Source organism: Microtetraspora glauca (assembly GCF_040656155.1).
GTDB classification, from domain to species: Bacteria; Actinomycetota; Actinomycetes; order Streptosporangiales; family Streptosporangiaceae; genus Microtetraspora; species Microtetraspora glauca.
On the sequence record NZ_JBFALK010000006.1, the window covers coordinates 1 to 19,502 of the forward strand.

Below are 19,502 nucleotides of genomic sequence, written 5' to 3' on the forward strand. Positions count from 1 at the left end.
TGATCGTTTGAGGAGGCTTGTCGAGTTTAGCCCACGCCGTCCCATGCCTGAACCGCCAAGCGGAAGGGGAGGGAAGGCGCCGGGCTGCGCCGACTGGACAAGATTAACAGCTCGCTCAGAGTGATCGAGCCGCGAAACGCCGGGGCAGGTCGTGCGACAGCCGTACCTGCCGGGAGGAACCTGCGGACAGGGGCACTGATCGATCTTTCCTTGTGGATCAGGTAGAAACAGGTGGTGGCTGAACAGCGGTTACCTCGTGCCCTGATCGTTCTGGTCTGCACGGCTGCCGCCGTCATCGTTCTGGCCGGCATTCAGGCAGTCCAGTCGATCGTCGGGCCGGTGGTCCTCGCGCTGACCCTCGTGATCGCCGTCTCTCCGCTCCGCGACTGGCTCTACCGCCGCAATGCCCCCGTGTGGGTGCTCGTCGCAGCCCCGTTGCTGGTCCTGCTGGTGGTCCTCCTCGGCATGGTCGCCGTTCTCAGCTTCGCGGCGGCCCAGTTGGCCATCCTCACGCCGACGTACGCCAACCAGTTCAACGAGCTCATCGCCAATCTCCAGAAGTGGGCCGCGTCGCTCGGCTACGGCAGCGAACAGATCAACAAGGCCCTGGCCTCCTTCGATCCCGGCAAGCTGATCGAGCTGGCCCAGAGCGTGCTCTCGGGCCTGCTCGGCGTGTTCTCGCTCCTCTTCCTCATCGTGGTCATGCTCCTCGCCATGAGCCTGGACGCTCCGATCTACTCGCGGATCCTGACGGCCGCCCGTGCGGAGCGCCCCGCCCTGGTGAACGCGTTCACCACGTTCACGCACAAGACACGGCGTTACCTCATCGTCTCGACGATCTTCGGGGCTATCTGCTCGGCCTTGGACATCGTGGCGCTGTACGCCTTGAGCGTGCCGCTTCCCCTGCTCTGGGGAGTCTTCGCGCTGATCACGAACTACGTACCGAACATCGGATTCATCCTGGGGCTGATCCCGCCCGCCCTGCTGGGGCTGCTCTCAGGCGGCCCGAAGACGATGGTCCTGGTGATCGTCGCCTACATCGCGATCAACGTGGTGATCCAGTCCTTCATCCAGCCGAAGTTCCTGGGAGACGCGGTCGGCCTGTCCACCACGATGACGTTCCTGTCGCTGATCGTCTGGACCTGGGTGCTCGGACCGCTGGGCGCCCTGCTGGCGATCCCGCTCAGCCTGCTCGTACGCGCGTTGCTCGTCGACAGCGACCCCAACGGCAAGTGGGCGGCCTCCCTGGTGTCCGGACGGTTGCCCTCGGACGATGGGTCTCCGGGCTCCGCCGCCTGACCTCGCCGGACGTACGGCGGGGCCACACAGGCGCCGCACCGGCGACGCGTATGGTCGAACCATGCGGCGATGGGACATCGACGAGCGGCAGACCGGGATCGCGAACGGCTCGGCCATGGATCCGCAGGTCCAACTGCTGATGGACTGCATGAGACGGGATGGCTGGGTCACCGAGGAACCCGAGGTCCATCTGCTCCCGCACCTGCGCCGGGCCTGCGGTTCCGAGTGGCTGCTCACCAGCCAGCGGCTCCTCCAGGACGGCGTCTACGAGGTCACGGTCTCGCTGGCCGGTGACAGGGAGGGCGTGGACGTCCACCGTGACGCGATCCGCCTGCTCTCCTCGATCGCCGAGACCGTCTTCTTCGTACGGCAGAGCGAGCCCGGCGTGTTCGACTGCGTCACCGGGGTGCTGGACGGCGATCCGCCCGGGTTCAAGAGCCACGGGCACCTGATCCGGCTGATCGTCAGGTGACGGCCTGACGATCAGGGTGACGTCCGACCCTCCTGAGCGGCCGTGACCCCGGGCCGCGCCGTCACGCGAGCCTTCCCTCCATCGCGACGCGCCGGCGCCACGGCATCCCCGCGATGAGCAGCGGGAACAGCACTATGGAGCTGATCGCCCATGGAGCGTGCAACTCGCCCCACTCGGCGCCGGTGAACTGGGTGAGCACGAGATACCCGACGGCCGCCCAGAGGGTGCTGCCGATGATCACCGGCCAGGCCCAGCGGGTGGGCCGCGCGACGAGGAACGGCATGAACCACATGAGGTACTGCGCCCCGAGTCTCGGCGTGAAGATCATGAAAGCCAGCACGATCGCGATGGTGACGTCGATCGGGTCGGCCTTGCGCCACCAGATCACGCAGGCCACGAGAGACGCGTAGATGAGGTACTGGCCGATTTTGAGCGACGTCGGGCTGAGCACCCAGTCGCCACCGTTGAGCACCGCCGTCCAGCCCCAGTCACCCGTGATCGGCCGGACGTCGCTCGGGCGCAGACCGATCGTCTTGAGCACCTCGGGAAGCTGGTTCCACGCGGTCCACCCGCCGATCGGCAGAGTGAGCAGGAACAACACCGGGGGTACACCGACGGCGATGAGGGAGACCACGCGGGAACGCAGCCCGGGCAGGAGCATCAGCATCCCCGGCACCAGGATCACCGGCCAGCTCTTCGCGCAGAGCGCCATCCCCATGAGCACGCCCGCCCAGACGGCACGCCCGGTCGCCGCCCGGTCCGCGTCCGTCGGATGGATGAGGCGGCCCAGGAAGTCGGCCGGCCGCGTCCACGGCAGGGGGGCGGGGAGCGTCCAGCCGTTCGGGCCTCGGGCCACGACGTACGCCGCGACGGCGAACACCAGCGAGACCGGCTCGACCTGGCCGTGCACGGAGGCGACGAGGACCGCGAGAGGGTTGCAGGCGTACTGGAACGCGCGGAGTCTCTCGGTCGCCCCACCTGCCAGCTTGCCCACGAGCGGGATCAGCACGATGTCGGAGACGACCGTGACCAGCCGGCCCGCGACCTCCCAGGGGATGCCGAACCAGAGCAGCAGCCCGTACACGTACGGGATCGTCGGGAGGAAGTGCCAGCCGCCGTTGCTCTCCAGCACCGGATCGCGGTGGTTCAGGATCGCCTCGCCCGCCGGGCGGAAGCTGTTCACGAAGTCGATCGGCTGCCAGCTGTCCTTGGCCGACAGCACCATGATCAGGACGCGGAAGCCGATGCCGATCGCCAGGGTGACGGTGAGCGACGGTTTCCATCCCTTCCGTTGTGCGAGCAGAGCAAGGAGCACACCGGAGACGAGAACGAGGCCCGTGGGAATCGCGTAATCCATAACGGTCCCAAGACTGCCCGATGGGTGGCTCTGTCGGCCACTTGGGGAAGGAAGATTTCGGGGATTTCCGCGACAGAGTGTCGCGTCACGGATGCGAAAAGTGATATCGGGGAGAAGTCATGAAATTGCGGTTGTGGATCGTGCTCGGAGTCGCGACCTTCGTCGGCATGGTGATCGGTTTCCTGTCGCCGTCGCGGAGCGACCGGCACGATGTGGGGCGCTGGGCCGCCTACCGTGCCGGTCGCCGTACCGCGTTCGGTCAGAATCCCGCGGTCACCTTGGTGAACTCCCAGTCCGCCTGAGCGATACCGCTGCAGTTCTCCGCCACGCCGCCGCCGGGGCAGCCGCGGTCACGGTTGACGGACCAGAAGGCCAGCCGGCCGAGCCCCTTGGAATTGGCCCAGTCACGGATCTGGGTCCAGGTCGCCACCGAGGTCAGCTCCTGCTGGTCGGACAGGCCGTTCATGCCGGAGATGCCCATGTGGGCGTAGGCCTGCGCGTCGGTCCAGCCGTTGGCGGACTTCAGCGCGTTCTTCAGGCCCTCGGCGGCGTTGACGGTGTTCTGGTACATGTTCGCGCCGCCGCCGAAGTCGAACGGCATGATCGTGTAGTTGTCGATGTCGACGCCGAGCGCCTTCGCCTGGTTGATCAGGCGGACGCCGTGGGAGTTCGGGCCCGTGGTGGTGGTGCCGAAGGTGACGACGACCTTGGTGTTCGGGTTGTTCTGCTTGACGATCTTCAGGCCGTTGAGGATGCGGTCCTGCACCGTCGTGTTCTCGAACTCGTCGGTGTTCTCGATGTCGAAGTCCACCGCCGCGGGGGCGTAGGCGTTGATGACCTGCTGCACCGCGGAGGCGTATGCCGCCGACGACGAGCAGTTCGGGCCGAGCTTGTTGCCCTGCCAGCCGCCGAAGGAGATCTGTACGTTGCCGCCGGCGGCCTTGATCTGCGAGATCGCCTGCGCGTCGACGCCTCCGGTCAGCGGGCGCTGCCCGTCCCAGGCGGGCGTGCAGCCTCCCCCGGACAACATGAACGCCATCGTGAACGCCTTGACGCCGGTGGCGTTCATGACCGTGGTCGGGCTCGGCGGATTGCCCCAGCCTTCGTAGAGGTACGGCGCGCCGGAGAGCTTTCCGCTGGTCGAGCAGCCCGTCGTGGTCCCGGTCGCCGCCCCGCTCGCGGCCGACTCGCCGTTCGCGTTGTACGCCCTGACGGTGTAGGTGTGCGAGGAACAGGCGGACAGGCCGGAGATCGTGGCGGACGTACCGGTGACCTGGGCGACCTGCGTACCGCCCTCGTAGACGCGATAGCCCGTCACCGTGCCGCTCGACGCGGACCAGGACAGCGAGATCGACGCGTTCGTGCCGCCGGTCACCGTGGGCGTGCCGGGCGTGCCGGGAGCGCCCGCGGACGGGGACGGGGAGGGGCTGGAGGTGCCGCCGCCGCAGGACGCGCCGTTCAGCAGGCAGTTCGAAGGGGTGGACCCCACGCCGCCCGGACTGCCGTTGAAGCCGAAGCTCGCCGTGCCGCCGGCCGGGATCGTGCCGTTCCAGCCGACGTTCGTGAACGTGAAGTGCTGGCCGTTCCGCGTCATCGCGGCGTCCCAGAACGAGCCGACGGTGGAGCCGGCGGGCAGGTCGAACTCGACCTTCCAGCCGCTGATCGAGGAGGACGTGCCATTGGTGATCACGTACTTGCCCTCGAAACCGGTTCCCCAGTCCTGGGTCTTGGTGAACACGGCGGTGGCCGACGCCGCGTCCGCGGGCGCCGCGGCGATGACGCCGCCGACGAGGGCGAGCGCGACGGCCGCGACCGCGGCTCTGACGCGCATGCTTGATCGGAATCTCATCGTTCCTCGCAAGGATGGTGGGGGGTGGGGATCATCAGAGCGCGTCGAGGTACGCCCGATGGCTGCGAGAGAACTCGTAGCCGTTGTACTTGTCCCAGTTGACGGACCACGTCATCAGGCCGCGTAGGCCGGAGAAGACGCCGTGCGGCCGGTAGGAACCGCAGCCGGTCCCCTTCGCCAGGCAGCCGAACGCCTTCTGGACCTCGGCGACCGTGGTGAAGCCGTTCCCGGCGTAGGGCGCGGCCGGTAGGCCGATCGCCACCTGGTCGGGACGGAGCGCGGGGAAGGTGGTGCCACCGGCCACGGGGAAGCCGGTGAGCAGCATGTCGGTCATCGCGACGTGGAAGTCGGCCACGCCCATCGTGTGGTACTGGCCGTCGAGGCCCATGATCGGCCCCGAGTTGTAGTCCTGTACGTGCAGCAGGGTCAGGTCGTCCCGCATGGCGTAGATCACCGGGAGGTACGCGCCGGAGCGGGCGTCCGCGGCGCCGTTCGGCCCCGGGCCGTAGAACTGGTAGCCGAGCTGGACGAAGAAGGTCTCGGGCGCCATCGTCAGGACGAAGCCCGAGCCGTACCTGGCCTTGAGGGTCTTGAGGGCCGAGATCAGGTTGACGATCACTGGCGTGGTCGGGTTCCTGAAGTCGTTGTCGCCCGAGTTGAGCGACAACGAGTGACCCTCGAAGTCGATGTCGAGGCCGTCCAGGCCGTACTTGTCGATGATCGCGGCGACGGAACGGACGAAGGCGTCGCGGGCGGCCGTGGTGGTCAGCTGGACCTGGCCGTTCTGCCCGCCGATCGAGATGAGGACCTTCTTGCCCACCGCCTGCTTGGCCCGGATGGCCGCGATGAAGTCGGCGTCGCTCTCGACGGTCGGGCATTCGGCCACCGGGCAACGGGTGAACCGGATGTCCCCTGAGGTGACGGAGGTGGGCTCACCGAAGGCCAGGTTGATGACGTTCCATTCGGCGGGCACATCGGCCATCCGGACATATCCGGATCCGTTGGCGAACGACGCGTGGAGGTAGCCCACCAACAGCCTGCCACCGGGTGGCGGGCTGGTGGGAGACGTGCTCGGGCTCGCCGAAGGACTGGCGGACGGACTGGCAGACGGACTCGCTGACGGGCTCGCCGAGGGACTCGCCGACGGGGACGGACTGGTCCCCGGACCGTCCAGCACCACATCGTCGGCGTAGTACGCACCCTGGCCGTACCAACCGTTGACATAGATCGACACGCTGCTGGTCGAGGATCCGGTCGTGAACGACGTGGTCACCTGTGTCCACGCCGCACCCGGCGCCGCCCAGGTCTGAACGTTGACGCCCGTGCCCGTCGCGCCGAGGAACACGTAGTTCCCCCGCACCCACGCCGACAGTGTGTACGCCGTGGACGGCTTGACCCCGATCGACTGCTCGCAGCGGGCCGTGTCACTACCCGCTGGAGAAGCGGACAGCGCCTTCGACCCGCCATGCACAGGGGTGGAAACCGCCTGCGCTCCCGACGTGGCCGAGCAGGTCCAGCCGGACAGTCCCGACTCGAACCCGGGATTCACGGCGATGTTGTCGGCGTACGCCGTACCTGACGTGGAGAGGAAGCCGGCGGCGGCGAGCAGCATGGCCGCGCCGATGGTGATCAGTTTCTTCATGGGCGTCATCCCGTGTGCGAGGCGAGGATCGTGGAACGCGTGTGGCGTGGCCGCGCGACGTCGGCGCGTCCGCGGAGCGCGCCGGTGCGCCCGCGTCGGCCGGGGATCATCTCCCTGAACGTGAACAGGAGGGACGCACCGGAACGCGCCGGGGTGAGCGCGGTCGTCATGGCACGGCCTCTGATCGAGTGGGGAGGTTCCTCGGATCGGCGGCGTGTGGTGCGGAATGCGGGCGGAGAACGCTTCTGACAGGAGTCGAAGGGTGTCGTCGGGGGGCGGAGTGAAGGATTCTTTTAATAAAGTTTCCTAAGAGTTGTGGGGATCGTAGCTCCGCGTACGACCAGCCACAAGGCCTAATTCGCCGGGCTCTGGCGACCGGCGTCCGGCCATCACAGCCGGCATGTAACAAATGACGTAGACCGCCCGCTATTTCGGGCGGTCTACGTCAAGCTCATACGGCCGCTCGTGGATCTTCGGCCGGAGCGGGCGTACGCGTGCGAAAAGAGCCGTCGGCCGACACTGGGGAGCCTCGGACCGAGGACATGTACGCCCGGGCGCCGAACGGCAGGCGACACCTGACAACGTGGAGCGAATCAGACAGGAGCCTCCGTCGATCGAGGCGAGTCGGGCGGAGTCCAGGATCAGACTTCAGAGCAGGAGTCGGCGGAGTCCTGGCCCAGACCTCAGACCAGAAGGCGGGCGGTGTCCAGAACCAGATCGAACGGCGCAGGCAGGGAGAGCTTCTCTCCGAGAGGAACCTTCACTTCGTCGTCATAGCCGTCCTCGGTCGGCTGACTGAGCAACCGCACGATCTCCTGAGCAGGATCGATCACGAGGTAGAGCGGAACCTTGCCCTTGGCGCACCGCCCCGGCTTGTACTCGTGGTCGTCCTGAACGCTGCTGGGCGAGACGACCTCCACGACCATCAGCACCTCGTCCGCATGGACGTGGTCATCGCTCCACATCCGCGGGTCACGCGGTACGACCGTCAGGTCCGGACGGAAACGGTCCTCATGGACGCCGAAGAACAGGGTGATGTCCCCCCAGGAGCGCAGGCCCCGTTCCATGAGAGCGGGCCCCAGCAGCATCACCAGGAGGAACACGACATCGTTGTGGATCTTGCCGGGCATGGCTTTGATCACCACCCGGCCGTCGACGAGCTCGATCCGGCGCTCCGGATAACGCTCGACCGCGTAGGCCCACAGCTCCACCGGCGGCGACTCCACCTCGACGGGCTTCGAAGTCGGCAATGGCGACCTCCTGAAACGATGGATCGAGCGCTTGCGCTTGACCACGAGCTTGGCCATGCGTCCATCATCCCCTCTCCCCCTTACAACGCAACGCATTCAATGCCTCACGCAAGGTATCCGACCCCGCCGACACTCCCGCTGCGCCCGGACAGCCCAGGTGAAGGCTTCTCCCACCGGGAGTAACCCGTACGCGGGTCACCTCTCTACCGGGCAGCGTGCGGGTGGTCGCTCGGACGCCGAGGCCGCTCTCAGGACCGGTCTGGCACCTCATCGCCGGCTTCGGCTCCCCTGCCTTGTCCGGCGTCCCTGCCTTGTCCGGCGTCCCGGCTTTGTCCGGCGTCCCGGCTTTGTCCGGCGTCCCGGCTTTGTCCGGCGTTCCGCGCGGCGGTCCCCAGCCAGTCGGCGACGGCCTCGCTGATCGGCAGGCCGGTGCTCGTCTCCAGCCAGCCCCATTCGCCGTTGGGGTCGATCTCCAGGAAGACGTACTCGCCGTCCGGCCGCAGGATGAGGTCGATCGCGCCGTAGGCGAGTCCGAGGTCCACGACCAGGTCCACGCAGCGCCGTTCGACGTCCGCGGGCAGGGTGTGCACGGCGTACCGCGCGCGGGTGTCGTCGTGGTGCCGCCGATCGTCGTGGGCCGCCCGCGCGTCCCGCGCGTCGATCTCGACGGCGAACACGCGGTCGCCGACCACCGTGACGCGCAGTTCCACGGCCTTGGGAACGTACGGCTGCAGGATGACCGGCTCATGCTGTACGCGGTGACGGGAGGTCAGTTGGCGACGGGTCACCGCGGTGGTGTGGACGCGGTGGTCCTGCCCGTCGAGCAGGAACCGGTGGGAGTCGAAGAGCTTGGCGACCAGATGGCCGTCGCTTCTCGCATACGCGGGGACCAGCGCGGCCGGATCGTTCGTCATCACGGTCTCGGGGATCGTGAAGCCCAGCCGGACGGCCCGGTCCAGGTGGACGAGCTTGTTGTGCGCCCTGTCCACGGCGGGTGGGCGCGCGGGGAACCATGGGACGGTCAGGAGGTCCCAGAGCCCGGCCATGAAGAACCGGGAGACCCGCTCCACATGCGCGCGCTGCGTCGGGTCGGTCATGTTCACCGCCGCCGTGGGCGCGTTCGGCCGCCTGACCCACACGGCGGTCACGTCGCCCAGGTCGAGGACACGATCCTCGGTGGTCAGCAGGAACGAGGACTCGTCGCCCTGGAAGGTCACGGTGACCCGGCCTCCCGAGGGGAAGTCGCCCGGATCCCACCACACGACCGGCAGTCCACGGCTTTCGATCTTGGGGAGGACCATGTCCACGGTGACGTCGCCGCGGTCGCTCAATATCAGCAGCATGTCGCTTTCCCTAGCCTTCGCGCTCCGCCCCGGCGACGACGCGCGGTGCCCGGGGAGGCCCTTCTCCGCCGCCCGAGGACCTCGGCTTCCACGTTCCTCCCATACGGCGAGAAACCTGACACCACCGGATGGCCCCGCTGATCGGTTGAGCACCTGAGGAGAAACCTAGAGATCACACCTTGACCCGGACTGCGTCATGACTTGGATCACACTTGGGAACGGCTGCACGCTTGTCACCAGGTCGCCTGGACGAGGGTGACCACCCCGGCGCCGACCAGTGCGGCGGCCCACATCCTGTCGAGGTTGAACCAGGCCCTGCGCAGGATCGCGAGTCCGGCGAACTCGTACACCACCAGGGCGACGGCGCCCGCGGTGAGGAACATGGCGAGCGTGTGCACGCCGGCGACGAACAGGCCGCCGGACAGGGCGTGGCCGTGGTGACCGGCCGGGATGCGGGTCAGGACGGGCAGCAGCATGAGGCCGGCCCCGTGCGCGGACGACATCAGGAACGACCACGCGGCGAGTTGGCCGAGCGACAACCGCATCCCGACCCAGCGGAAGTGCCGTTTCGACAGCAGGCGCCACAGGCCGAAGGCGACGAGCACCACGCCGGCGCCGATCGACAGCGCGGTGCCCGTCACCAGGGACCCGGTGGCGCCGACCACCAGCGCCACCAGGGCCACGGAGGCCAGATGCCCGAGCGCGATCACGGGGAGGGACTGCAGCAGCCGGTCGCGGCTGCGCTCCTGCAAGCCCCTCGCCACCGCGAACAGCCACCCCATCGCGGGGTTGATCCCGTGGAAGGCGCCCAGCAGGATGACCGCGGTCAGCGTCACGGGTAGCAGTAGGAGTCGGAGGAGGCGTCACCGCCCTGCAGGCGGGTCTGGTGCGGGCGCAGGCCGCGGAAGTCGTCGCCGTGCGGGAAGAACCGCTCGTCGAAGGTGAACGAGTCCGTGTCCACCTTGGCCATCCACGCCCCGACCCCGTCGGGATAGAACTGGTCGTCCCAGGCGCCGTACAGCGAGTTGGTGACGTAGACGCGCCGGCCGTCCCGGCTGATCTCGACCATCTGCGGCCCGCCCGCCAGCCGCTCGGACGGCGCTGCCGGGTGGGCGGTTCGCCGTACGACGCCGCCGATGCGCAGGGAGCCGGTCTCGACCGGCGCGAAGGGATCGGAGACGTCGTACCGCTTCAGCTCGCCCGTGCCCCAGCAGGACACGTAGAGGTTCCGGTCGTCGACGGACAGGTCGATGTCGGTGACCAGCGGCGGGACCGCGCCGAACGGTTTGAGCAGGCCGGGGAGATCGTCTGGGGACGCGGGTTCCGCCGGGATGTCGATGATCTTCTTGACCGCCCAGCGGGAGCCGTCGCGGTACCAGACCCAGATCGAGGCGGACAGGTCCTCCACGCTGGTGACGACTCCGACGAATCCGTACGTCTTGGTCGGGTCGTGCGCGGGACGCAGTTCGAGGGGCATCTGGTACTGGTCGCCGAGGTCGATCTCCTGGACGTGCCTGCGTTTGCGCAGGTCCCAGAAATGCAGGCGGTGGCCGTACTTGCGGCCGAGGAGCAGCTCGCCGACCAGTCCGTCCTCGATCATGGACGGCGTGCCCCATTCGGAGCTCACCAGCACGTCGTGGTTGATGTGCCACCAGAAGTCGTAGGCGAGGTACTGCGGCCCGCGGTCGGCCTCCCACCTGCCGAGCACCTCGAACGAGGTGTGGTCGAGCAGCGCGATGCCGCCCGGCCCGTCCTCGCCGAACCCGCCGAGCGCCGAGACGTACAGCCCCTCGGGCCCGCAGTGCACGGTGTGCGGACGGGAGTATCCGGCGCGTTTGCCCAGTTCCTCGGGCTCGATCACCTTGACCAGTTCGGGGCTGGTCCGTCCCTTGGTGTCGTAGACGTAGATCCGCGATGAGCGCAGTCCCGGCACGATCAGGTAGCGGCGCTCGACGTGCGGATGCGGCGCGTTGGGGCACAGCGCGCTGCTGCACGCGTTCCAGCCGAAGTGGTGGAGCTCGTCCCCCGTGTACGGAAGGTCGGTCCAGCCGACGACGGTCCCGTACGCCGGGGACTCGGGGTCGGCGTCGAGGACGGCCAGCGCGTCCGGCCTTTCCGCGGACCGGTCGAAGGCGGCGACGTAGGCGAGCTTCTCCCGGGGAGCCGCGGCGGCGTCCCGTGGCGAGGGATAGAACGTGGGATCAGGCGTCCAAAGGCTCATGCGTCCAGACTCTTCCTACATTTCCCACAGGGTCAATAGGTAATGCGTCCCTCCCCTTCCAGGGGCTCCAGCATTCGCCCGGGGGTGCCGCGCAAGCGTCGCGGGATACCGTGATATGTCATCTTTTGCAATAGCGGCGGGCGGGTCATCGGCCCCCGAACTCGGATGGAAGCGCGCCTCATGTTCTTCGGCATCACCGACATCTGGTCGTACGTCATCGGCGCGTTCCTGATCATCCTGCTACCGGGGCCCAACTCGCTCTACGTGCTGTCCACGGCGGCGCAACGCGGTGTGCGGGAAGGCTACCGGGCCGCCTCCGGGGTCTTCCTCGGCGACTCGGTACTCATGGTGCTGTCGGCCGCCGGGGTGGCGTCGCTGCTGAAGTCGACGCCGATTCTGTTCAACGTGGTCAAGTACGCCGGAGCGGCCTACCTGGCGTGGATCGGGTTCGGCATGTTGCGCGCGGCCTGGCGCGGGTGGCGGACCCGCAGCCTCGCCGAGGCGCTCGCGCCCCAGGAGCCGCCCGTCACCGGCGATCCGTTCCGCAAGGCTCTGGTGATCAGCCTGCTGAACCCGAAGGCGATCCTGTTCTTCGTCTCGTTCTTCATCCAGTTCGTGGACCCGTCGTACGCCGCGCCGGCCGTCTCGTTCCTCATCCTGGGGACGATCGTGCAGATCTTCAGCGTGCTCTATCTGACGATGCTGATCTTCGGAGGCACGTTCGTCTCCGCCCAGTTCCGGAGGCGGCGCAGGCTGACGGCGGGGCTGACCTCGGGCGTCGGCGCCCTCTTCCTGGGCTTCGGGGCCAAGCTGGCGACGACGAGCCTGGGCTGACCCTCCCCTGGAGGGGGCCTTGGTGGGCAGTTTTCCGGAATAGGGGTAGATTTGCCGACGTTTAACCGGACAGGCGGGGATATCTCCATACAAAAGCACCCCCGCTGACGCAGGCCGTCGCCTCTGGTCGAACGCTGTGGGCCGACGCCGCAAGGCCGCCCCGGAGACGATGCGTACCACGCCTCGCGGGCGACCGCCGAGGTCACACGGGTCTCGCCGCCAGTCCAGGGAGTGTCATGGACCATCCACCCTTCGCACTGCCGCACCTGCCGTCTCTCCTGAGGCAGGCGGTGCCGATGCTGGTCGAAGGTGTACTCGCCCCCCTCGCCGTCTTCTACGCGGCGCTCAGCCTGGTCGGCCTCAACGGGGCCCTCTGGGCGGCCATGGGCTGGGTCTACCTCGGCATGTTGTGGCGCGTCGTACGGCGCAAGCGGGTTCCGGGCACGATGGCGCTCACCGCCGTCGCGATCACGGCGCAGGCCGCGCTCGGGTTGTGGACCGGCAGCGCGATCGTCTACTTCATCCAGCCCGAGGTCGGCACGATCTGTCTCGGCATGGTCTTCCTCGCGTCGGTGCGACTACGGCGCCCCCTGCTGGCGAAACTCGCCCAGGACTTCGTCCATCTGCCGTCGTTCGTGCTCCGGCACGAGCGGGTCCGGCAGTTCTTCGTACGCGTCACGCTCCTGTGGGCGTTCGTGCTGATCGCCAACTCGGCCGGGAACATCTGGCTGCTGATGAACCAGTCGATCGGCAGCTTCCTGCTGCTCCGCACCATCGCCATGGTGGCCGTCACGGGCCTGGCGATCGCCGTGTCCGTGTGGGGCTTCCGTCGGGTGCTGCACCGCCTCCACCTCGATACTCCCGCCGCCATCAGTACATAAGCGGCAAATCCATATTTCAGGCTGTTTGTCCGGTTCGGTGGTGGAAACTGGACAGGCATGAGCTCGAAGTCGAAGAAGCGCGGCACCGCGTCCACGCCGGAGCCCACAGCGTCCAGGGCGGAATCCGTACCGGAGGGCGAGCGGGGCACCGCTCGCCCGGGCACGACATCGCCTCAGCGGACACCGCCTCCGCAACGGAACCAGCCGCCACAGCCGCAGCCGCGCCAGCGGGGCCGCACCGATCTTCCCGGCCAGCCGCACAGCCACGTGAACAGCAAGGCCGTCGCGGCCAACAGGCACTCGGCGGCGAAGGGCTCCCTTCCGCTCCGCCGCGGACAGCGCGGCTGACCGCCCCGTCCGCGACGTCAGCCGGAAACTCAGCCGGTGACTCAGCTGGAAAGTCAGCGGAACAGCAGGATCCGGATCGCCAGCGGGATCGGAGTGCCTCCCCCGACCACCTCGAGGACCCGATGCCTGGTCTCCGGCGTGTCCAGAAGCGCCGCGATGACGGCGGCGACGTCGTCCCTGGACACGGGGTCGTGCTGCGACAGCGGCACGTCCGCGAGGGTCACCAGGCCGGTCCCCTTGTCGTCGGTGAGCCGTCCGGGACGGAGGATGGTCCAGTTGAGGTTCGGCCGGGCTCGGAGGTCCTCCTCGGCCGCGGTCTTCGCGTTGATGTAGGCCGCCCAGACCTCGTCGCTCCCCGGTGGGGGCGGTTCGCCCGCCCCGATCGAGGAGATCTGGACGAAACGGCGCACGCCGGCCCGCTCGGCGGCGTCCGCCAGCAGGACCGACGCGCGGTGGTCCACCGTCTCCTTGCGCGCCGCGCCGCTGCCCGGCCCCGCGCCCGCGGCGAAGACCACCGCCCCGGCCCCGAGCAGGATCTCGGCCAGTTCCCCGGGCCCGGTCCGCTCGAGGTCGCACAGCACGGGCTCCGCGCCGGCCGCGCGGACGTCGGCCTCATGGCCGGGATCGCGCACCAGGCCGACCGGTTCGTCCCCGCGTGCGGCGAGCAGCCGTTCGAGCCGGAGTGCGATCTTCCCGTGGCCTCCCGCGATCACTACGCGCATGTGGCTCACCCCCGCCGATGATCCTCGCACGGCCTCCCGAGCCGAGGCTTCGAGGCGCGGCGGCACCACCCCTGTTCATCCGCGTTCATTCCTCCACCGGGTAGCCGAAGCGGAAGACGCCCGAGGGATCGTAGGCACGCCGGATCTCCGCCAGCCGCCGGATCACCTCCGGCCTCCACGCCACCCGGAGCTGCTCGCGTAGGGCGTCACCCGTCAGTCCCAGCAGGTTGACCTGCGCGGGCCGGGGTCCGGCGACCTCCATCAGGGCGTCACCCGCCTTGATCGCCTCCGGCGCGCAGACCGCGTGGACGGACAGGCTGTACGCGGCCTCCCGCCCGCCGACGGCGTTCCCGACGTTCCCGGCCTCACGGGCCATCGCTCCCCCGAGGTGGCGGATCTCGACGACCGTCAGCGACTGGTCGGCGGCGGCCAGCACCGCGTCCGCGTCCACGTCGTCGAGCAGCACGCCCCTCCCCCACGAGGGCAGCGGGCCCTCGGGGTCGTTGTAGACCGTGTGCGTGTCGCGGTACGGCATGTCGGCGAGCGTGTCGGCCAGGATCGGCGCCGCCGCCCGCATGGGCGCGACCACCCGTTCGCCGCCGGCACCGGCGTGGACGACGCGGACCGCCACGACGGGCGGCGCGCCCGGCGGCCTGAGCAGGGCCACGGAGGTGGTCGTCGCCTCGGGCAGGCCCCGCGTCCAGTCGAGGTACGCCGTGAAAACCTCGCGCGCCGAGTCGCCCGGGTAGATCAGGCTGCCGCCGAACACGTGGGCGTGCGGCAGCAGATCGAACGTCATCGACGTGATCACGCCCATGGTGACCTTGCCGCCTCGCAGCGCCCAGAACAGGTCGGGCTCGTGCACGGCGCTCACGTGCCTGAGCCGCCCGTCCGCCGTCACGATCTCCAGGCCGCGCACACGGTCGGCCGCGAAGCCGTACGCGCGGGACATCAGGCCGATCCCGCCGCCGACGGTGTACCCGATCACGCCGACGCCGGGGGACGACCCCGAGAGCGGGGCAAGGCCGTACGCCGAGGCCGGGCGGATCACGTCACCCCAGCGGGCACCCGCCTGGACCCGCGCGGTCCGCGCGGCGGCGTCGATCGTGACGTTGCCCATCCGCCGTGTGGTGACGAGCAGCCCGCCGTCCGCCGGCAGGCCCGGCCCGTGTCCCGTGCTCATGATCGCGATGGGCAGTCCCGCGTCCGTGGCGTGGCGGATCGCGGCGATCACGTCCTCGGCCGACTCGGCGGGGACCACCACGTCGGGACGGTGCGTGACCGCGAGATTGAATCCGCCCGTCTCCTGCTCATATCCGGTGTCTCCCGGCTTCAGAATTCTCATATGGACGACAGTGGCCGACTCCGATTGTGAATCGCTGAATTCCCCGCACTAGCGAGAGCCAAGTCAGACCCCGTTCAATGACCGGTATGTCACTGTCGTTCCGCCTGCTCGGCGATCTGGAGGTCTGGAGCGCCGATCGGCGGCTCGGCGTCACGGCCCGGATGCGCCGCGCGCTGCTCGCCCTACTGCTCGTGGACGCCGGCCGGGCCGTCCCCGCGGACGTCCTGGTGGAGCGGCTTTGGGGCGACCTTATGCCGTCCGCGCCCTTCGGAACGCTCCAGGCGTACGTCGCCCAGCTTCGCCAGACGCTGGAGCCGGAACGCAAACCCCGCGTCGCCCCGGCCGTCCTGCTGACCCGGGGCACCGGATATCTCCTCGACGTCGCCCCGGAACAGATCGACGCACTCGCCTTCGAGGCTCTGGTGGCCGCGGGCGAGCTGGAGCGGGCGTTCACCCTGTGGCGGGGTGAACCGCTCGCCGAGTTCACCGACTTCGCGTGGGCCGTGCCGTACCGGACCAGGCTGATGGAGATCTACGAGGCCGCGACGGAGGACCGGGTCGAGACGTGGCTGGCGGACGGGCGGCATGAGACCGCCGTGGCCGAGCTGGAGAGCATGATCGTGCGCCAGCCGCTGCGCGAGCGCCGCTGGGCCCAGCTCGTACGGGCCCTCTACGCGGGCGGGCGGCAGGCCGACGCGCTCACGGCCTACCGCAGGTGCCGTGCGCTGCTCGCGGAGGAACTCGGCATCGAACCCGGGCCGGAGCTGCGCCGCCTGGAGGTGGCGGTGCTCAACCAGGACGCCTCGCTGCTCGTGAGCCACGGGGTCACCGTCTCCCCCGTCTCCCCTGAGTCCGCCGTGTCCGCCGCCGTCCCTGTGGTCCGGCCGGACGAGCTGATCGGCAGGGAGCGGGAGCTGGCCGTGCTGCGCGACCGCGTGGACGGCGTCAGGTCCACCGGGGGCTGCCTGCTGCTGGCGGGCGAGGCGGGCATCGGCAAGACGACCCTGGCGGAGGCGGCCCGCCGCTTCGCCGCCGCGTCGGGGATCGCGACCACCTGGGTGCGCTGCGTCGACGCGACCAGCGCCCCCGCGTACTGGCCGTGGGCGCAGGTCCTGCGCGACCTCGGCGGCCCGGCCGCGCGGACGGCACTCGACGTGATCACGGGGGAGCGCCCGCTGCCGGGTGGCGACCGCTTCCAGGTCTACGAGGCGGTCCTGACCGCGCTCGCCGCCGTGGCCGAGCACCGGTTGGTGGTGCTGGAGGACGCGCACGGAGCGGACGCGTCGTCACTGGAACTGCTCCGGCTGATCGCGGGTGACCTCGCCCGGCTGCCGCTGCTGTTCGTGGTGACCACGAGGGACGCCGCCGGTCTCGCCGCTCCCGCCGTCGAACGGCTGACCGTGGGAAGCCTGCCCGAGGAGGCGTGCGCCCGATACGTCGAACGTGTTCTCCCCGGCGAGCCGGAGCTGGCCTCGGAACTGGCCAGGCGCAGCGGCGGCAACCCGTTCTTCCTCGGCGAGCTGGTGTCCCTGCTGCGCGGCGGCGGCACCGTGAGCGGGGTGCCGGAAGGCGTGCGCGACGTGATCGCGCAGCGGGTCGCCGCGCTGCCGGACCGGACCCGCGAGGCGCTCACGCTCGCGGCGGTGGCGGGCGAGGCACTCGATCCTGCCGTACTCGCCCAGGCCGCCCGGATGACGGGCGAGGAACTGCTGGTGGCGCTCGAACCCGCGCTCGGCGCCGGGCTTCTGGTGGAGGACGCCGACTCCTGGGGGTACCGCTTCCGCCACGGCCTGATCAGAGACGCTCTCTACGACTCTCTCGGCAGGGTCAGGCGCGGCGGTCTGCACGCGCGGATCGCGGGCGCGCTCGAGGCCACCGGTGCGGGTGTCACCGCGTTGTCGCTGCACTACCTCGCCGCCGGGCCGCTCGGCGACCCGGAGAAGGCCGTCCGGTACGCCAGGGCGGCCGCCGCGCTCGCCGTACGGCAGACGGCCTGGTCGGAGGCGGTCGGCCACCTGCGGGACGCGGCGGGCGTCCTCATCGGGAGCGCGGAGCTGCCGATGCGCTGCGACGTGCTCGTCGATCTGGGACGGGCGCTGCGGGACGCGGGCGAGCACGCCAAGGCGCACGACGCCATCGAGGAAGCCGTCGCACTCGCCACCGCCCTCGACGACCCCGACCGGGTGATCGCGGCCGCCACGGCCTTCGGCGGGGTCACCACGTGGGGCAGCCGCGAGTACGGAGATCATGATCCCGCCGTGGTGGGGTTCCTGGAGAGCCAGCTCGACGCGGCGGCGGGGGACGACGCGGCCAGGGTGCGGATCCTCGCGACGCTCGGCCTGGAGATGCGCTACAGCAGCCGGCTCGCCGACGGCGCCGCCTACGCCGAGCGGGCGCTTGATCTGGCCAGGCGGCGGGACGATCCCGAGTTGCTCGCGCTGGCGTTCAACGCCTATCTGCACTCGTGCCACGGGCCGTCCCATTTCGGAAGGACGGCCGGCGTGACGATCGAGGCGATCGGCCTGGCCACCCGTCGCGGCGCCGTCCGGGACGAGTTCGCGTTCCGGTTGCAGCGGGTCAGCGAGGTGGCCAGGGCCGGGGACCTCGCCGGGCTCGACGCGCAACTGGCCCGCTGCCGCGATCTCGCCGCCGAGCTGCGTTCCCCCGAGCTGAGCGGTCAGTTGCGGCTCGCGGAGGCGGCCGTGGCCCTCATGTCCGGGCACTGCGACGACGCTGAGACGCTTCGCGAGGAGGGACTGCGGATGATCGGCCTGACCGGAGCGCCCGGCCTCACCTGGTCGAGACTGGCCATGGAGATCGGCATCGCACGAGTCCGGGGGACGCTGGCCGCGATGTCCGGTTCCCTGCTGGGGATGGCGGAGAGCCTGCCGTGGAGCTTTCCCATCAGCCGCCCGGCGGCGGTGCTCGCGCTCGCCGAGTCGGGGCGGGAGAGCGAGGCACGCGGTCTCGCCGCCCGATGGTTCGCCCCGCCCCCGGAGGACTGGACGTGGATGTTCCCCATGGGGCTGTGGGCCTCGGTGTCGGCCCGGATCGGCGTCCCGGACCCTGCTCCGCTCTACGAGCGGCTGCTCCCTCACGCGGAGGAGATCGCCGTCGCCGGGGCGGGGCTCGACTGCGGCGGCTCCGTCCACGGCCTGCTCGCCGGGCTCGCCGCGGCGATGGGGAACCGGGACGCGGCCCGTGACCACGCCAGGCGCGCGGTCGAGACAGAGGAACGCCTCGGCATGGTCGCGTGGTCGCCGCGCAGCCGGTGCTACCTGGGTTAGCGCTTTCACCGCGTTCTGTCATCAGATGCCGGTGACAAGCGACTCGATGTTCGTCGAGACCGAGATGACGGCCGCCACCTCCGCGCGCGTCGGGGCCGGGCGCGCCTCCGCCTGGTCTCTCTCCGGCCACGCGGCTCCCCGCGACCCGATCGCTGATCGGGCCGCGGGGAGGGACCGGCTCAGGTCCGCGAGTGGCGGCGCCGGCACCTGAGGGTTGGCCGGCATCTGGGGGTTGGTCGGCCAGGTGCCGTCTCGTATCTGTCTGTGGACGTCGGAGCCGGTGAAGAAGAGGCTGTGATCCCTGCCTCTTCTCCAGCGGCCCCGTCCGTCCTCTGGGACGCACCGGCGCCGAGGCGATGTCGCGTGCCTACGTGGCGGTCGTCACGCTTCCGACCAGTGGCAGCTCATGCGCCCGCCGTCCGGGAAAGTACCCCAGCAGTTGAGCCTGGGACTCGGACAGGGCCTACCGCCGCCCCCTGCCGCCGTGCTCGTGGGAACCGTGCTCGCGGAAGCCGCGCTCGTGGGAGCCGCGCTCGTGGAAGCGGTGCTCGCGGAAGCCACGCTCATGGAAGCGGTGCTCCGCGATGAAGTGCCTGCGGAGCCTCGGCTGCTCGGCGATCCCGCGCTCGACGAAGTGCCGGCGAAGTACCGG

Annotated in this window: 19 protein-coding genes; 8 read left to right on the forward strand and 11 right to left on the reverse strand. The window is 69.7% G+C overall.

Annotation, left to right across the window (positions count from 1 at the left end):
- The first annotated feature begins 234 nt into the window (after positions 1-234).
- Together AB0I59_RS12935 and AB0I59_RS12940 are read left to right on the forward strand one after the other, a co-directional pair.
- On the forward strand, positions 235-1,299 hold the full coding sequence (locus AB0I59_RS12935) for an AI-2E family transporter (RefSeq protein ID WP_358132499.1): 1,065 nt from the start codon (positions 235-237) through the stop codon (positions 1,297-1,299).
- A 61-nt stretch (positions 1,300-1,360) separates the two neighbouring features.
- Positions 1,361-1,771: a hypothetical protein gene (locus AB0I59_RS12940; RefSeq protein ID WP_061259120.1), complete on the forward strand. Its 411-nt coding sequence runs from the start codon at positions 1,361-1,363 to the stop codon at positions 1,769-1,771.
- A 61-nt stretch (positions 1,772-1,832) separates the two neighbouring features.
- Here the strand turns inward: AB0I59_RS12940 and AB0I59_RS12945 are convergent, their stop codons facing one another.
- Positions 1,833-3,128, reverse strand: a complete 1,296-nt coding sequence (locus AB0I59_RS12945; protein WP_061259119.1) for a hypothetical protein — start codon at positions 3,126-3,128, stop codon at positions 1,833-1,835.
- 119 nt (positions 3,129-3,247) lie between these two features.
- Here AB0I59_RS12945 and AB0I59_RS12950 point away from each other — a divergent pair, with 119 nt between their 5' ends.
- Positions 3,248-3,430 carry a hypothetical protein gene (locus tag AB0I59_RS12950; protein WP_228637837.1) on the forward strand — a complete coding sequence of 61 codons (183 nt, stop codon included), beginning with the start codon at positions 3,248-3,250 and terminating at the stop codon, positions 3,428-3,430.
- Here AB0I59_RS12950 and AB0I59_RS12955 read toward each other — a convergent pair.
- From AB0I59_RS12955 to AB0I59_RS12985, 7 genes are all read right to left on the reverse strand, one after another.
- Positions 3,388-4,977 (reverse strand): cellulose binding domain-containing protein, encoded by a 1,590-nt coding sequence (locus tag AB0I59_RS12955; RefSeq protein ID WP_358132502.1) that lies wholly within the window; start codon positions 4,975-4,977, stop codon positions 3,388-3,390. The genes AB0I59_RS12950 and AB0I59_RS12955 overlap by 43 nt on opposite strands.
- A gap of 34 nt (positions 4,978-5,011) precedes the next feature.
- A complete protein-coding gene (locus AB0I59_RS12960) occupies positions 5,012-6,619 on the reverse strand; it encodes a chitinase (RefSeq protein WP_358132504.1) in 1,608 nt (535 codons plus the stop codon).
- Between the two features lie 5 nt (positions 6,620-6,624).
- Complete coding sequence (locus tag AB0I59_RS12965; RefSeq protein ID WP_358132506.1) at positions 6,625-6,789, reverse strand: hypothetical protein; 165 nt, start codon at positions 6,787-6,789, stop codon at positions 6,625-6,627.
- A gap of 513 nt (positions 6,790-7,302) precedes the next feature.
- A complete protein-coding gene (locus AB0I59_RS12970; protein ID WP_358132508.1) occupies positions 7,303-7,869 on the reverse strand; it encodes a Uma2 family endonuclease in 567 nt (188 codons plus the stop codon).
- A 248-nt stretch (positions 7,870-8,117) separates the two neighbouring features.
- On the reverse strand, positions 8,118-9,212 hold the full coding sequence (locus AB0I59_RS12975) for an MvdC/MvdD family ATP grasp protein (protein ID WP_358132510.1): 1,095 nt from the start codon (positions 9,210-9,212) through the stop codon (positions 8,118-8,120).
- 233 nt (positions 9,213-9,445) lie between these two features.
- Positions 9,446-10,048, reverse strand: coding sequence for an ABC transporter permease family protein (locus AB0I59_RS12980; protein ID WP_061259114.1), 603 nt, complete (start codon positions 10,046-10,048; stop codon positions 9,446-9,448).
- Positions 10,045-11,433: a selenium-binding protein SBP56-related protein gene (locus tag AB0I59_RS12985; RefSeq protein WP_358132512.1), complete on the reverse strand. Its 1,389-nt coding sequence runs from the start codon at positions 11,431-11,433 to the stop codon at positions 10,045-10,047. Before AB0I59_RS12985 ends, AB0I59_RS12980 begins: the two co-directional genes overlap by 4 nt.
- 180 nt (positions 11,434-11,613) lie before the next feature.
- Between AB0I59_RS12985 and leuE the strand changes: the two genes are divergently transcribed.
- From leuE to AB0I59_RS13000, 3 genes are all read left to right on the forward strand, one after another.
- On the forward strand, positions 11,614-12,267 hold the full coding sequence (gene leuE, locus AB0I59_RS12990; RefSeq protein ID WP_358132514.1) for a leucine efflux protein LeuE: 654 nt from the start codon (positions 11,614-11,616) through the stop codon (positions 12,265-12,267).
- Between the two features lie 236 nt (positions 12,268-12,503).
- The gene (locus AB0I59_RS12995; RefSeq protein ID WP_358132516.1) at positions 12,504-13,148 is read left to right on the forward strand and encodes a VC0807 family protein; all 645 of its coding nucleotides are present in this window, start codon (positions 12,504-12,506) and stop codon (positions 13,146-13,148) included.
- Between the two features lie 57 nt (positions 13,149-13,205).
- Complete coding sequence (locus AB0I59_RS13000) at positions 13,206-13,496, forward strand: hypothetical protein (RefSeq protein WP_358132518.1); 291 nt, start codon at positions 13,206-13,208, stop codon at positions 13,494-13,496.
- A gap of 53 nt (positions 13,497-13,549) precedes the next feature.
- Here AB0I59_RS13000 and AB0I59_RS13005 read toward each other — a convergent pair whose 3' ends face one another.
- Together AB0I59_RS13005 and AB0I59_RS13010 are read right to left on the reverse strand one after the other, a co-directional pair.
- A complete protein-coding gene (locus AB0I59_RS13005) occupies positions 13,550-14,218 on the reverse strand; it encodes an SDR family oxidoreductase (protein WP_358132520.1) in 669 nt (222 codons plus the stop codon).
- An 85-nt stretch (positions 14,219-14,303) separates the two neighbouring features.
- On the reverse strand, positions 14,304-15,563 hold the full coding sequence (locus tag AB0I59_RS13010) for an FAD-binding protein (protein WP_358132522.1): 1,260 nt from the start codon (positions 15,561-15,563) through the stop codon (positions 14,304-14,306).
- 86 nt (positions 15,564-15,649) lie between these two features.
- On the opposite strand from AB0I59_RS13010, the gene AB0I59_RS13015 reads away from it, so the two are divergent.
- Complete coding sequence (locus AB0I59_RS13015) at positions 15,650-18,850, forward strand: ATP-binding protein (RefSeq protein ID WP_358132524.1); 3,201 nt, start codon at positions 15,650-15,652, stop codon at positions 18,848-18,850.
- Between the two features lie 25 nt (positions 18,851-18,875).
- Positions 18,876-19,061 carry a hypothetical protein gene (locus AB0I59_RS13020; RefSeq protein WP_358132526.1) on the forward strand — a complete coding sequence of 62 codons (186 nt, stop codon included), beginning with the start codon at positions 18,876-18,878 and terminating at the stop codon, positions 19,059-19,061.
- Between the two features lie 252 nt (positions 19,062-19,313).
- Here the strand turns inward: AB0I59_RS13020 and AB0I59_RS13025 are convergent.
- The coding region (locus AB0I59_RS13025) for a hypothetical protein (protein ID WP_358132528.1) at positions 19,314-19,502 on the reverse strand (189 nt) is incomplete at its 5' end.